The following is a 14647-nucleotide window of genomic DNA, read 5'->3' as shown; positions in this document are numbered from 1 at the left end:
CGGAATTGGTAGACGCACTAGGTTCAGGTCCTAGCGGTGGCAACACCGTGGAAGTTCGAGTCTTCTCCTGGGCACCATCTTCAAACGAAAAAGCCGAGCACTGCTCGGCTTTTTCGTTTTCGGCTTTCTGCCATTCCGGAAATCCAAACCTTGCGCAGGAGCGGACTCCGCCCGCGACGGTATCCGGCGCGATGCGGACCTATCGCGGACGGAGCCCGCTCCTGCAAAAGCCGCATCAAGCCTTGAATTGCCCCAGACTGGCGCGCAGCTGACCAGCCAGCCCATCGAGCACACGCCCACTGCTGGCAGTGGCACTCACCGCTTCCGCCGCGCGACTCGCTTCGGCATGGATTACCTCGACTCGCCCGCGCACCGCCGCAGCGCCCGCCGCCTGCTGCTGCGCCGAATGCGTCGCGGCCTCGATGGCGCCGTGCACTTCTTCCACCGCAGCCTGCACCTCGCGTTGCAGCCGTTCGCTGTCCTGCAACGCCGCCAACCCCTGCACCGCCTGTTCGCGAGCCTGCCCGATGGCAGCCACCGCCTCACGCGCCCCTTCCTGCAGCGCACCGATATGCGACTGGATATCGCCGGTGGATTGCTGGGTCTTGCTGGCCAGCGCACGCACCTCGTCCGCCACCACGGCAAAACCGCGACCGCTCTCGCCCGCGCGCGCTGCCTCGATGGCCGCGTTCAGCGCCAGCAGGTTGGTCTGCTCGGCGATGCCATGAATCACCGAAAGCACTACCTCGATCTGCTCGCTCTGCCGCGCCAGACGCTCGATCACGCCGGCGCCGTTCTGCACGCGCGATTCCAGGGTCTCGATCAGACCACCCACCCTGCGGGCAATCGCCGCATTGTCCTGCGCCGCCTTGCGGATCTCTCCGACCCGCGCGAGCGCCGCCTGCATGGAGCGACTTTCCATCTCGGCTTCCGCCGCCATGCCGGAGAGCGCCTCCAGGCTACCCGCCACTTCATTGCGCTGCCGGTCTGCCGCCGCTTCGGCACTGGCGCTGCGACTGGCCAGTGCGGCGATTTCGCTGCCGGTCTGCTGCGCCACCTGCCCCGCTTCACGCACGATGGGCTGGAGCTTGTCGACGAAGCGGTTCACCGCTGCTGCCATCTCGCCCAGTTCGTCTCGGCTGTCCAGCCGCACACGCCGAGTCAGATCGCCCTCCCCGGCCGCCAGGTCGTCCAGCGCATCGATCAGCAGGCGCAGACGATTCACCACACGGCGCCCGAGTACCACCGCCAGGCACAGCAGGACACCGAGACCGACCAGGAGCAGTCCCATGCCGATGCGCCAACGCAACGTTGCCGCCGCCTCTTCGATGGAGGCCCTGGCACCCTGGCTCATGCCCTCCGCCGCCTGCTTCGCCGATTGCAGTCGGGCCGTGAGGGCCCTGGTGCTGTCGGCCGCGGCGCCGGCAAGGCTGTCGCCCACCAGTTGATCGCCACTGGCGACCAGGGCGGAAAAGCGCTGGTCGAGGGCGGCGATCTGCTTTTCGATGGCGTCGGTGGAGACACCCAGGCGCACCGTACCGATGACCACGCCGTTAGGACTGATCGGCGCCTCGACGAGGAACACCGAGCCGTCATGGCTCGCCGCTTCCAGCACCTTGTCCAGCGCACGCTCGCCCTTGCCTTTTTCCAGCAACGCCTTGATCCGCACGTCTTCGCGATTGAGATAACGGGTAAGGTGCTGCCCCTGTGGATCGTCGTAGACCACGAAAAGCACATTGGGGTTGGCCTGGGCCCGCCGGGCGTAGTCGGAAAGCAGCGGAACATCGTTGTCCCACATGGCCTTGGGCGCCACGGCCGCCAGCAGCTGCGCCAATTCGGTGGCGGATTGACGCAGGCTCTGCTCCAGACCTTCACGCAACTGCCCTTGCTCTTCCTCCAGTCGCGCAGAGAGCGCCGAGCCCAGACGCTCACGGGTTCGCGCGGACAAGTCGTTCAGCCCGGAAGTAACTTCCCTGCCAGCCTGCTCCAACTCGCCGGCCAGGCGTTGCGATTCGCTACCAAGATGCACACCCAGCTCGCTGGCCAGGGCATCGACGGTGCTACGGGTAAGCCAGAGGGCGATCGCCAGCTGCACCAGCAGCGCTATCCCAAGGGCGATGAAAGCAGGACGCAGCAGGCGGCTGCGCAACAAGGACAGGACGGCGGACACGGCGGAACTCCTCCGGACGTAACGGATGTCTGGCGCGAAAGGCGCCGATCCGATTCTCCAGCAAAGCGCGTGCCGTTAAACCGAGCAGCAGAAACGACAACGGGCCGCATGAGCGGCCCGCTGCAGTGCACGGCCTGGAATCAGCCGAACGGATGGCGCAGGACGATGGTCTCGGCGCGGTCAGGGCCGGTGGAGATGATGTCGATGGGCGCACCGACCAGCTCCTCGATGCGCTTGATGTAGGCGCGCGCATTGGCCGGCAGGCCTTCCAGACTCTGGACGCCGACGGTGGATTCGCTCCAGCCCGGCAGGTCTTCGTAGATCGGCTGCAGGCCGATGTAGCTGTCGGCATCGGTCGGCGCGTCGGTCAGCAGTTCGCCGGCGGCGTTCTTGTAGCCGGTGCAGATGCGCACGGTTTCCAGGCCGTCGAGGACGTCCAGCTTGGTCAGGCACAGGCCGGACAGGCTGTTGATCTCGATGGCGCGACGCAGGATGACGGCATCGAACCAGCCGCAACGACGGGCGCGGCCGGTGGTGGCGCCGAACTCGTGGCCGACCTTGGCCAGGCGCGCGCCGACTTCATCGAACAGCTCGGTCGGGAACGGGCCGGAACCCACGCGGGTGGTGTAGGCCTTGGTGATGCCCAGGATGTAGTCCAGGTACAGCGGACCGAAACCCGAACCGGTAGCGGTGCCGCCGGCGGTGGTGTTGGAGCTGGTGACGAAGGGGTAGGTGCCGTGGTCGATGTCCAGCAGCGAGCCCTGGGCACCTTCGAACATGATGTTCTCGTTGGCGCGACGCAGGTCGTGCAGGGCCGAGGTCACGTCGATCATCAGCGGACGCAGCTCTTCGGCGTAGGCCATGCACTCATCCAGGGTCTTCTGGAAGTCGACGGCCGGCTCCTTGTAATAGTGCTGCAGGACGAAGTTGTGGTAATCCAGAACCTCACCCAGCTTGGCGGCGAAACGCTCGCGGTGGAACAGGTCGCCCACGCGCAGGCCACGGCGCGCCACCTTGTCTTCGTATGCCGGGCCGATGCCGCGACCGGTGGTGCCGATCTTCGCGTCGCCACGGGCCTTCTCGCGAGCCTGGTCCAGGGCCACGTGGAAGGACAGGATCAGCGGGCAGGACGGGCTGATGCGCAGGCGCTCGCGCACCGGTACGCCCTTCTCTTCCAGCTTGGCGATCTCGCGCATCAGCGCGTCGGGCGCCAGCACCACACCGTTACCGATCAGGCACTGCACGCCTTCGCGCAGGATGCCCGACGGGATCAGGTGCAGAACGGTCTTCTCACCGCCCACTACCAGGGTATGACCGGCGTTGTGGCCGCCCTGGTAACGCACCACGGCAGCAGCCTGGTCGGTCAGCAGGTCGACGATCTTGCCTTTGCCCTCATCACCCCACTGGGTGCCCAGGACTACGACATTCTTACCCATAACTCTTGTCCCCATCGTGGATGTTCGGTGCCGGCCGCGGCCGGCAGAAACTCGAAGTGGCGCGCCTCAGAGCGCAGCCACCTGCCAATTGCCATCGCGAACCAGCAATTGCCGGTCGCAGCCCGCTTCGGAAGCCGAAGCCACATCCTGGCCGGGCAGCGCCTGTACCACGCGCACGCCCTGACGGCGCAACTGCTGCACCGCCTGCCACAAGCCAGCGCCATCGGCCGGCGCCCAGACTCCGGTGCGCGGCTCGTCGAGCTGGGCGCGGCCGAGAGTGACCAGGGTCTTGAGGTCGGTAGAGAAACCGGTGGCCGGACGCGCACGGCCGAAGTCGGCGCCGATGTCGTCGTAACGGCCGCCCTGGGCAATGGACTCGCCAACCCCGGGCACGAACGCGGCAAACACCACGCCCGTGTGATAGTGATAGCCGCGCAGCTCGCCGAGGTCGAAGTACAGCGGCAGCTGCGGGAAACGCGCGGCCAGCGAATCGGCGATGGCGGTCAGGTCGGCCAGTGCCGCCTGGACGTTGGCCGGAGCATCGGCGAGCACTTCCCGCGCCTGGTCCAGCACTTCGCGACTGCCACAGAGCTCGGCGAGCGCGCGGAGCATGCCGGCGATTCCGGCAGGCAGGCCCTCGGTCAGCGCCGCGACTTCGTCGACGGCCTTGCGTTGCAGGGCGTCGAACAGCAGTTGCTCGACTTCGCCGGACAGTCCGGCCGCCTGGGCCAGGCCACGGTAGATACCGACGTGACCGAGGTCCATGTGCACATCCGGCACCTGGGCCATCTCGAGCATGTCGAGCAGCAGGCTGATGACTTCGACGTCGCCGGCCGAGCCGGTGTCGCCGTACAGCTCGGCACCCAGCTGGATCGGGCTGCGCGAAGTCGCCAGCGCACGCGGGCGGGCATGCAGCACGCTACCGGCATAGCACAGGCGGTTCGGGCCTTCGCGACGCAGGCTATGGGCGTCCATGCGCGCCACTTGCGGCGTGATGTCCGCGCGGAAGCCCATCAGGCGGCCGGAAGCCGGATCGGTGACCTTGAAGGTACGCAGGTCCAGATCCTGACCGGCGCCGGTCAGCAGGGATTCCAGGTATTCGATATGCGGGGTGACGACGAACTCGTAACCCCAGCGCTGGAACAGGTCCAGCACCTGGCGGCGGGCTGCTTCAACGCGAGCCGCCTCCGGTGGCAGCACTTCTTCGATCCCATCTGGCAGCAGCCAGCGGTCTACCGTTGCCATGTCGCCTCTCTCCTTTTTTAGGCCGGGCGGCACTTCAATGAATGCAGTAAAGAAGGACGGTGCCGAGCAGCATGCTGCCCAGCCCGATGAGTCTCAGACTGCGGTCGCCAAGGCGCCCGAGCCCGCTCACGGCGTCGCGCCAACCACGCGGGTACAGGAACGGAAGGATGCCTTCCAGCACCAGCAACAGACAGAACGCCTTGCCGAATTCCTGCCACATGGCTCTCGTACATCATTCTCGCGGACGCAAAAAAGCCGGGATTTCCCGGCTGACCCATGATAACACGATTTCTCCGGCGGGCGCTGCCGCCCGCCGGAGACTTACGAAGGGCCGTTGATGTTTCGGCGTGAATCGCGTTGCTGCGTCAAATCACGCCAGGCTAGACGCGGGACGACGGCAATGGCTGTCCCTTGCCTAGTCCCGCAACGACGCATGGCGTGATTTGACGCGCAACCCGAAGGGACGAGCCCCGTGTTGCGCGGCGCCCGAGCCTACACTTGGAATCGGGACAACTCGCAACACGGGGCTCGGCGCGATCACGGCGAAGCGTCGACGCCCCCTCAGGGTTTAGCTTTTTCCAGGTAGCGGAAGAACTCGTTGCTCGGATCGAGCACCAGCACGTCCTTCTTGTCGGCAAAGCTCTCGCGGTATGCCTTGAGGCTGCGAGTGAAGGCGTAGAACTCCGGATCGGCGGTGTAGGCCTTGGCATAGATCGCCGCCGCCTTCGCATCGCCGTCACCGCGGGTCTCTTCCGACTCGCGATACGCCTCGGCCAGCAGTACGCGACGCTGACGATCGGCATCCGCGCGGATACCTTCGGCCAGCTCGCGACCCTTGGCGCGGTGCTCGCGGGCTTCCCGCTCACGCTCGGTGCTCATGCGCTCGAACACGCTGCGGTTCACTTCCTTGGGCAGGTCGATGGCCTTGACGCGAACGTCGACCACCTCGATACCCAGCTCCTTCTGCGCCATGCGGTTCAGCGAAGCGGTGATATCGCCCATCAGCGCATCACGCTCACCCGACACCACTTCGTGCAGGGTGCGCTTGCCGAACTGGTCGCGCAGGCCGGCTTCCAGGCGACGGGACAGACGCTCGTCGGCGATCTGCTTCATGCCGGAGGTCGCGGTGTAGAAGCGCTCGGCATCGGAGACGCGCCACTTGGCGTAGGCGTCGACCATCACCGCTTTCTTCTCCAGCGTCAGGAAACGCTGGGTCGGCGAGTCCAGGGTCAGCAGGCGGCCGTCGAACTTGCGCACCGTGTTGACGTACGGAATCTTGAAGTGCAGGCCGGGCTTCACGTCTGGCTCGACCACGCGACCGAAGCGCAGCATGACGGCGCGCTCGGTCTGCTGCACCACGTAGACGCTGCTCCAGAGCGCAACAGCAACCACCACACCCGCGATGAGGGCGATCAGGGACTTGTTACTCATCAGCGGCTCTCCCGGGTACGCGTGTCACGCTGCTGCAGGTCGCTGGCGACCCGCGAACCGATATCCGGCGTGCTGCTGCTCGCGCTAGGCGCGGAGCTCGGAGCTGCCGAACCACGGCCATCCATCATCTTGTCCAGCGGCAGGTAGATCAGGTTGTTCTGACCTTGCTGGCCGGTGACCAGGACCTTGCTGCTCTGGCTCAGGACGTCCTGCATGGTGTCCAGATACAGGCGCTGACGGGTGACTTCCGGTGCCTTGTGGTACTCGGCGGCGAGCTTGGCGAAGCGATCCGCCTCACCCTGGGCGCGGGAGACCACTTCATCGCGGTAGCCGTTGGCTTCCTCGATGATGCGCTGCGCCTGGCCGCGGGCCTCGGGCACCACGCCATTGGCGTAGGCTTCGGCCTGGTTCTTCTCGCGCTGCTCGTCCTCGCGGGCACGGATCACGTCGTCGAACGCTTCCTGTACTTCACGCGGCGCGGCGGCGCTCTGGATGTTCACCTGGGTCACCGTGATACCGGTCTTGTAGGTATCGAGGAAGCGCTGCAGGCGATCGCGCACCTCGGTGGCCATCTGTTCGCGGCCCTCGGTGAGGATCTTGTCCATGGTGGTGGAGCCGGCCACGTGGCGCAGGGCGCTTTCGGTGGCGTGCTGCAGGCTCACTTCCGGCTGGTCGACGTTGAGCACGAAGTCCTTCAGGTTGCTGACCTTGTACTGCACGGTCAGCGGAACCTCGACGATGTTCTCGTCCTCGGTGAGCATCTGACCCTGCTTGCTGTAGGCACGCTCGCGGGTGACGTTCTCCTGGAACTTCCTGTCGATCGGCGGGAAGTAGATGTTCAGGCCGGGGCCCACGGTCTCGTGGTACTGGCCGAAGCGCAGGATCACCGCCTGCTCCTGTTCGTCCACCACGTAGATGGCGTTGTACAGCCACAGCACGGCGAGGATCGCCAGGCCGATGCCGAACAGCCCGAGGCTACCGCCCCGACCACCGCCGCCACCGCCCGAGCCGCTGCCGCGCTTGGGTTTGCCGAAAATCCCGTTCAGGCTGTCCTGCAGCTTGCGGAACGCCTCATCCAGATCAGGCGGGCCCTGGCGACCGCCACCACGGCGTCCACCCCAGGGGTCCTGGTCGTTCTTGTTCGAGTTGTCACCCGGCTCATTCCAAGCCATAGCGCTCTCCATCTGATAACGCGAAAACGCGCCTACGGCGCGCCCACCTATGCTACCGAATGCCCCTTACCCTGCCAAAAGCAGCGTGCCGGGCTTTATTGCAAAGTGTGTTGCGCAATGAACTCCGCCGGCTGCCAGCCTTCGCGGCTCACCATGCGGTTCAACTCGACACGCGGCAGGCGGACCTGCAATACGGCGCGCCCCTCGTCATCGTGACCCTCGGACTGTACCGCACCCAGCTCGAAGAACTGAGCACGGAGTCGCCCCAGGCGCTGCGGCAGGCAGAGCGTTCCAACGAACATGTCCTCCCCCAGCAACTCGGCAATCGCCTGCTCCAGCAATTCCAGCCCGCGCGACTCACGCGCCGACAGCCAGACCCGGACCGGCTTGCCCAGCTCGTCGCGCTGGATCATCGGCTGCATGTCCGGCAGCAGGTCGATCTTGTTGTACACCTCGAGCATCGGCAACTCGTTCGCACCGATCTCCTTGAGCACCGCCAGCACCTGTTCGATCTGCGCATCGCGATCCGGCTCGTGGGAGTCGATCACATGCAGCAGCAGATCGGAGTTGCTGGACTCTTCCAAGGTAGCTCGAAACGCCTCCACCAGCTTGTGCGGCAGGTGACGAATGAAACCCACGGTATCGGCCAGCACGATCGGCCCGACATCATCCAGCTCCAGGCGGCGCAGGGTCGGGTCGAGGGTGGCGAACAGCTGGTCGGCCGCATAGACCTCGGAAGTGGTCAGCGCATTGAACAGCGTGGACTTGCCGGCGTTGGTGTAGCCCACCAGGGACACCGCCGGAATCTCCGCGCGACGACGGCCGCGACGGGCCTGCTCGCGCTGGCTGCGGACCTTCTCCAGGCGTGACTTGATCTGGCGGATGCGCCCACGCAGCAGGCGGCGGTCGGTTTCCAGCTGGGTTTCACCCGGGCCGCGCAGACCGATACCGCCCTTCTGGCGCTCAAGGTGAGTCCAGCCGCGCACCAGGCGCGTGCTCATGTGTTCCAGCTGGGCGAGCTCCACCTGCAGCTTGCCCTCATGGGTGCGGGCGCGCTGGGCGAAGATATCGAGGATCAGACCCGTACGATCGAGCACGCGGCATTCGAGCGCTCGCTCGAGGTTGCGCTCCTGGCTCGGCGTGAGGGTGTGATTGAAGATGATCAGCTCGACCTTCTCGGCATGGACGAGGTCGTGCAACTCTTCGACCTTGCCGGTGCCGATCAGGTACTTGGCTGAGGGCTGATGGCGCGAAATGCTGACGAAAGCGACCGCTTCCGCGCCTGCCGAACGGGCCAGCTCCTGGAATTCCTGCGGGTCTTCGCGCGCCTCGGGGTCCTGACCTTCCAGATGGACCAGAATGGCCCGTTCCCCACCACCCGGGCGCTCAAAGAACAAGGCGGACTCCCGTCAAACGTTGCCCGGCTCGGCCGGTTGATCACCGGTGGGCAGGCGCACGGGGCGGCTGGGAACCACGGTGGAAATAGCGTGCTTGTAGACCATCTGGCTGACAGTGTTCTTCAGCAGGATGACGAACTGGTCGAAGGATTCGATCTGGCCCTGCAGCTTGATGCCGTTGACGAGATAGATGGAAACCGGAACGCGTTCTTTGCGCAGGGTATTGAGGTAAGGGTCTTGTAGCGAATGCCCTTTTGACATATGCCGCACTCCTTGTAAGGGTAAATAACTGATTTAGTAGTAGTCGAATTTGGCTTAACGCCGTCCTGAACCCCAAGGATAGACGGCCGGAATTAAGGTCTCGAGCCTATATGGAGACCGCCTCAAAGTATTTCAAGGCACGCGGCAAATTGTCGCTCGCCTGACTGTCCAACCAGTGTAGATCGCTCCAACTGCGGAGCCAGGTGAACTGGCGCTTGGCCAGTTGCCGCGTGGCGATGACGCCGCGCTCCACCATCTCAGCGTAGGACAGTTTGCCCTCGAGGTAATCCCATACCTGTCGGTACCCCACCGCTCTTATGGATGGCAGCCCCACGTGCAAGTCATTCCTTGCGCGAAGGCGTTCGACCTCGGCGATGAAGCCCTGTTCCAGCATCTGGTCAAAACGTTGCGCGATACGCTCGTGCAATACCTGGCGCTGCAGAGGCGCGATCGCCAGATGAGCCACAGTATACGGTAATTGTCCACTGCCTTGCGCGCCAAGACCCGCATTTTCACTCGCCTGGCGAAGGCGGTGTGCAGTCATGGACATACCGCTTACGCGGTAGACCTCGAGGGCCCGGACAAGTCGCTGGGGGTCATTGGGATGGATGCGCGCGGCGGACTCCGGGTCGACGCGCGCCAATTCTTCATGCAGGGCGCCCCAGCCTTCGGTGGCGGCCCAGGTCTCCAGCTCGGTGCGCACGGCAGGGTCTGCGCTGGGCATGTCGGCCAGCCCTTCCAGCAAAGCCTTGAAATACAGCATGGTGCCGCCGACCAGCAGCGGGATCTTCCCGGCCGCGGTGATCTCGGCCATGGACGCCAGGGCGTCGGCGCGGAATTCCGCCGCCGAATAGGCCTCGCTGGGGTCACGGATATCGATCAGGCGGTGGGGGAATTCCTCTAGCACCTCGCGGGGCGGCTTGGCGGTGCCGATGTCCATGCCACGGTAGATCAGTGCCGAGTCGACACTGATGAGCTCTACCGGCAGCAGGCGCGCCAGCTCCAGCGCCAGGTCGGTCTTGCCGGCGGCGGTGGGGCCCATGAGGAATATCGCGGGAGGCAGGGACATCGGGAGCTCGTTCTTGCGCACTGCTGAATCGTTTGGCGCGCAGTTTACTGCACTTTCCTGAACGCAGGCTTACGAAAATCAACGCCCGCGCAGGAACAGCTTGTCCAGTTCGTCGAGCCCCAGCTGGGTCCAGGTCGGCCGGCCGTGGTTGCACTGGCCGCTGCGCTCGGTCACTTCCATGTCGCGCAGCAGGCCATTCATCTCCGGCAGGGTCAGGCGGCGGTTGGCGCGTACCGCGCCATGGCAAGCCATGGTGCCGAGCAGCTCGTTGAGGTGCGCCTGGATGCGGTCGCTGGTGCCGTACTCCAACAGGTCGGCCAGCACGTCGCGCACCAGTTGGGTCGCTTCGGCCTGCTTGAGCAACGCGGGAATCTGGCGGATGGCCAGGGTTTCCGGGCCGAGCCGCTGCAACTCGAAGCCGAGCCGGGAGAACCAGGCGCCATGTTCCTCGGCGCAATCCGCCTCGCGCTCGCTGACGGCGATGGACTCGGGCACCAGCAGCGGCTGGCCGCGCAGGCCTTCGCTGGCCATGGCGGTCTTCAGGCGCTCGTACATGATCCGTTCGTGGGCGGCGTGCATGTCCACCAGCACCAGGCCGTGGGCGTTCTCCGAGAGGATGTAGATGCCCTTGAGCTGCGCCAGTGCATAACCGAGCGGCGGCACGTCCTGGCTGCTTTCCGGCAGCGCCTGCGGCGCCTGGTCGGGCAACGGGGCGAAATAGGCCTTGTAGGCGCCCTGGGCCTCCTGGATCGGCGGGATGTCCGGGCGGTTCGGCTGGTAGCTGTAACCACCGCCACCACCACTGGAACCGCCGGAAGCCGGGCTCGGCTGCCAGGCACGGGCGGCAGCAGGGGCTTCGAGCACGGTCTCGGACAGGCGCATCTCGCCTTGCGGGCCGAATTCTCCGGCTTCCGCACCGGTGGGGCGCGGCACGGTCAATGTGGTCGCACCCGGCGGCGCCAGCTGGTCGTCCGGGCGCACTTCCGCCAGCGCCCGGTGCAGGGTGCCGTAGAGGAAGTCGTGGACCATGCGGCTGTCGCGGAAGCGCACCTCATGCTTGGTCGGATGGACGTTGACGTCCACCACCGCCGGATCGACCTCGAAGAACAGCACGAAGGTCGGATGACGACCGTTGTACAGCACGTCGCGATAAGCCTGGCGGACCGCGTGGGCGACCAGCTTGTCGCGCACCATGCGGCCGTTCACGTAGAAATACTGGAGGTCCGGCTGGCTGCGGGAGAAGGTCGGCAGGCCGACCCAGCCCCACAGGTGCAGGCCGTTGCGCTCCACTTCGATGGGCAGTGCCTGTTCGAGGAAGCCAGTGCTGCATACGGCGCCCACGCGGCGTGCGCGGGAGGCCTCGTCCTTCGCCTCATGCAGGGAGAGGATGGTCTTGCCGTTGTGGCGCAGGTGGAAAGCCACGTCGAAGCGCGCCAGCGCCAGCCGCTTGATGACCTCCTGCAGGTGATCGAATTCGGTCTTCTCGGCGCGCAGGAACTTGCGCCGCGCCGGGGTGTTGAAGAACAGGTCGCGCACTTCGATGCTGGTGCCCACCGGATGGGCCGCCGGCTTCACGGTGGATTCCATGTCGCGACCCTCGACCTCTACCTGCCAGGCCTGCTCGGCGTCGGCGGTGCGGGAGGTCAGGGTCAGGCGCGAGACGGAGCTGATCGAGGCCAGCGCCTCGCCCCGGAAGCCCAGGCTCATCACCCGCTCCAGGTCTTCCAGTTCGCGGATCTTGCTGGTGGCGTGGCGCGCCAGGGCCAGCGGCAGGTCCTCGGCCGGAATCCCGCTGCCATCGTCGCGCACGCGCAGCAGCTTGACGCCGCCCTGCTCGACTTCGATGTCGATGCGCCTGGCGCCCGCGTCCAGGCAGTTTTCCAGCAGTTCCTTGATGACCGACGCGGGTCGTTCGACCACTTCGCCGGCAGCGATCTGGTTCGCCAGCCGCGGGGTCAGCAGCTGGATACGGCGCACATCGCTCATTGCTGCGACGCCAGGGAGGTGCCCGGAATCTTCAGCACCTGGCCGATCTTCAGCTCATCGCTCTTGAGCGAATTGGCGCTGCGGATCGAGGCCGTGCTGACGTCAAAGCGGCTGGCAACCATCGCCAGGCTGTCACCACTGCGCACGACATACTCACGCGGGCCGGAAGCCAGCTGGCCGCCATCGCGCAGCGAAGCGATGTAGGTGCCCGGCGGCGGGGTCTGCACGAAGTACTGGCGCACGCCGCTGGCAATGGAACGCGCCAGCGCCTGCTGGTGCGAACCGCTGGCCAGCTTGGCGGATTCGTTCGGGTTGGAGATGAAGCCGGTTTCCACCAGGATCGACGGGATGTCCGGGGATTTCAGCACCATGAAGCCGGCCTGTTCCACGCGGCGCTTGTGCAGCGGGGTCACGCGGCCGACGCTGGTCAGCACCTTGTGGCCGACGTCCAGGCTGGAAGACATGGTGGCGGTCATCGACAGGTCGAGCAGCACGCCGGCGAGCATCTTGTCCTTGTCGTCGAGGTTCACGCCGCCGTCGCCGCCGATGAGGTCGGAGCGGTTTTCCGTGTCGGCCAGCCAGCGAGCGGTTTCGGAAGTGGCGCCACGGTCGGACAGGGCGAACACCGAGGCGCCGAAGGCGCTGCGGCTGGGCGCGGCGTCGGCGTGGATGGAGACGAACAGGTCCGCGCCCTTCTTGCGGGCGATCACGGTGCGGTTGCGCAGCGGGATGAAGTAGTCGCCGGTGCGCGTCAGTTCGGCGCGGAAGCCCTTCATCTGGTTGATCTGCCGCTGCAGTTCGCGGGCGATCGACAGCGTGATGTTCTTCTCGTGCAGGCCGTTCGGGCCGAGGGCGCCAGGGTCTTCGCCGCCGTGGCCGGCATCGATGGCGATCACGATGTCGCGCTTGCCGCCGCTGCTCGGTGCGGGAATCTTCGCCACCGACTGCGCCGGGCTGACCGGCGTGGCAGGCACGCTGGGCGTCGGGGTCGCGGGGACATCCGGAGCGATGTCGGCGCCCTGGTCATAGAGGTCGACGACCAGGCGGTTGCCGTACTGCTGGTTCGGCGGCAGCACGAAGCTCTTGGGCGTGACCGCGTTCTTCAGGTCCAGCACCAGGCGCAGGTCGGTGGGCGAGCGCTGGGCGGAGCGCATCGCGGTGATCGGCGTGTTGTTCAGCTTGAGCTTGTCGAGGGCGGCGGACATCTGCGCGCCATTGATATCGACGACGATGCGGTTGGGCGCACTCAGGGTGAACAGACTGTGCTGTACCGGGCCGGACAGGTCGAACACCAGGCGTGTGTTGTCCGGCGCGCGCCAGATGCGCACGCTCTTGATTTGCGTGGCGGCAGAAACCTCGCCGGCAAAGAATGCCAGCAGAACGGACACCCCGATAAACAACGCCCGAAGGCGCAACCCCCAACCCATCTTTTTTCTATGCTCCCGTGGCCAGGGCGGCACACCAGGCTTCGCCCCGTGTTCCGTGCGGGTCGAGGCGCAGCATGCGTCCGCCCGCATGCGGAACAATGGTAATGTCCATGTCGGCCTTTGGCAAAATGCCTTTGCCGCGCTCCGCCCACTCGATCAGGCACAACGCGTCGCCCTCGAAGTAGTCGCGGATACCGAGGAACTCCAGTTCCTCCGGGTCGGCGAGGCGGTAGAGGTCGAAGTGGAAGGCGCGCAGATCGCCGATTTCGTAGGGTTCGACCAGGGTGAAGGTCGGGCTCTTCACCGATCCGCCATGCCCCAGTCCCCGCAGGATGCCGCGCGACAGCGTGGTCTTGCCCGCCCCCAGGTCGCCATGCAGGTAGATGATCCCGCGCCCACGGGTCGCTTCGGCAATCCGGCGGCCGAGATCGACCATGGCCTCTTCGCCGTCGGCGAACAGATTCAGTTCAGGCATGGGGACAGCTCCTCGAGCAACTGACGAACGGCAGGAATCAGATCAGCGGCAGCCAGGCCGCGCCCTTGCGCGCCGAGCGCCTCGCCGGCGCGCGCATGCAGCCAGACTGCCAGGCAGGCGGCCTCGAAAGCAGGCAGCCCCTGTGCGAGCAGCGCACCGAGGACACCGGACAGTACGTCCCCCAGCCCGGCGCCGGCCATGGCGGGATGCCCGTGACTGCACAGCGCCAACCGGCCATCCGCAGAGGCGATCAGGCTGCCGACGCCCTTGAGCACGACCACTGCCTGATAGCGCTGCGCGAGCGCGTGCGCGGCTTTCGGCCGGTCGGCCTGGACTTCGGCGGTGGAAATACCCAGCAGACGCGCTGCTTCGGCCGGATGGGGAGTGATCACCCAGTCGCCGGACGGACGAGCGACAAGCCCTTCAGCCAGCAGGTTGAGCGCATCGGCGTCCCACACTTGCCGGCGCTCCAGGCTCGCGGCGGCGCTGACCAGCACGCGCCCCCAGGCTTCGCGACCGACACCAGGGCCGACCACCAGCACATCGGCGCGCTCGGCGAGGCGTAGCAGCTCGGCGGA

At 66.0% G+C, this 14647-nt stretch carries 13 protein-coding genes and 1 pseudogene; all 14 read right to left on the bottom strand.

Annotation, left to right across the window (positions count from 1 at the left end; all coding sequences use genetic code 11):
* Positions 1 to 235: 235 nt before the first annotated feature.
* Positions 236 to 1120: a methyl-accepting chemotaxis protein gene (locus ACCC94_RS21035; RefSeq protein ID WP_413351465.1), complete on the bottom strand. Its 885-nt coding sequence runs from the start codon at positions 1118 to 1120 to the stop codon at positions 236 to 238.
* Positions 1094 to 2029: pseudogene (locus ACCC94_RS21030) on the bottom strand (HAMP domain-containing protein); the annotation flags it as partial. The pseudogene ACCC94_RS21030 and the gene ACCC94_RS21035, both read right to left, overlap by 27 nt.
* Positions 2030 to 2310: 281 nt before the next feature.
* On the bottom strand, positions 2311 to 3606 hold the full coding sequence (locus ACCC94_RS21025) for an adenylosuccinate synthase (RefSeq protein ID WP_413351464.1): 1296 nt from the start codon (positions 3604 to 3606) through the stop codon (positions 2311 to 2313).
* Positions 3607 to 3672: 66 nt separating this feature from the next.
* The gene (locus tag ACCC94_RS21020; protein ID WP_413351463.1) at positions 3673 to 4851 is read right to left on the bottom strand and encodes an ATP phosphoribosyltransferase regulatory subunit; all 1179 of its coding nucleotides are present in this window, start codon (positions 4849 to 4851) and stop codon (positions 3673 to 3675) included.
* Between the two features lie 34 nt (positions 4852 to 4885).
* Entirely contained in the window at positions 4886 to 5071 is a 186-nt protein-coding gene (locus ACCC94_RS21015) for a DUF2065 domain-containing protein (protein ID WP_037012084.1), read from the bottom strand.
* Positions 5072 to 5412: 341 nt separating this feature from the next.
* Positions 5413 to 6282, bottom strand: coding sequence for a protease modulator HflC (hflC, locus tag ACCC94_RS21010; RefSeq protein ID WP_413351462.1), 870 nt, complete (start codon positions 6280 to 6282; stop codon positions 5413 to 5415).
* Complete coding sequence (hflK, locus tag ACCC94_RS21005; RefSeq protein ID WP_413351460.1) at positions 6282 to 7454, bottom strand: FtsH protease activity modulator HflK; 1173 nt, start codon at positions 7452 to 7454, stop codon at positions 6282 to 6284. Before hflK ends, hflC begins: the two co-directional genes overlap by 1 nt.
* Before the next feature lie 95 nt (positions 7455 to 7549).
* Entirely contained in the window at positions 7550 to 8851 is a 1302-nt protein-coding gene (hflX, locus tag ACCC94_RS21000; protein WP_413351459.1) for a ribosome rescue GTPase HflX, read from the bottom strand.
* A 12-nt stretch (positions 8852 to 8863) separates the two neighbouring features.
* On the bottom strand, positions 8864 to 9112 hold the full coding sequence (hfq, locus tag ACCC94_RS20995; protein WP_017520393.1) for an RNA chaperone Hfq: 249 nt from the start codon (positions 9110 to 9112) through the stop codon (positions 8864 to 8866).
* A 106-nt stretch (positions 9113 to 9218) separates the two neighbouring features.
* Entirely contained in the window at positions 9219 to 10181 is a 963-nt protein-coding gene (gene miaA / locus ACCC94_RS20990; RefSeq protein WP_413351458.1) for a tRNA (adenosine(37)-N6)-dimethylallyltransferase MiaA, read from the bottom strand.
* 78 nt (positions 10182 to 10259) lie between these two features.
* Positions 10260 to 12167 carry a DNA mismatch repair endonuclease MutL gene (gene mutL / locus ACCC94_RS20985; protein ID WP_413351457.1) on the bottom strand — a complete coding sequence of 636 codons (1908 nt, stop codon included), beginning with the start codon at positions 12165 to 12167 and terminating at the stop codon, positions 10260 to 10262.
* The gene (gene amiB / locus ACCC94_RS20980) at positions 12164 to 13594 is read right to left on the bottom strand and encodes an N-acetylmuramoyl-L-alanine amidase AmiB (RefSeq protein ID WP_413351456.1); all 1431 of its coding nucleotides are present in this window, start codon (positions 13592 to 13594) and stop codon (positions 12164 to 12166) included. Before amiB ends, mutL begins: the two co-directional genes overlap by 4 nt.
* A 7-nt stretch (positions 13595 to 13601) precedes the next feature.
* On the bottom strand, positions 13602 to 14069 hold the full coding sequence (gene tsaE, locus ACCC94_RS20975) for a tRNA (adenosine(37)-N6)-threonylcarbamoyltransferase complex ATPase subunit type 1 TsaE (RefSeq protein ID WP_413351455.1): 468 nt from the start codon (positions 14067 to 14069) through the stop codon (positions 13602 to 13604).
* On the bottom strand, positions 14057 to 14647 hold a 591-nt coding region (locus tag ACCC94_RS20970), incomplete at its 5' end, for an NAD(P)H-hydrate dehydratase (protein ID WP_413351454.1). The genes tsaE and ACCC94_RS20970, both read right to left, overlap by 13 nt.

The organism is Pseudomonas sp. Pseusp97 (assembly GCF_047304025.1).
Classification (GTDB): domain Bacteria; phylum Pseudomonadota; class Gammaproteobacteria; order Pseudomonadales; family Pseudomonadaceae; genus Pseudomonas.
Note: the sequence above shows the minus strand (reverse complement) of the source record. Positions and strands in the feature narration are given on the sequence as shown.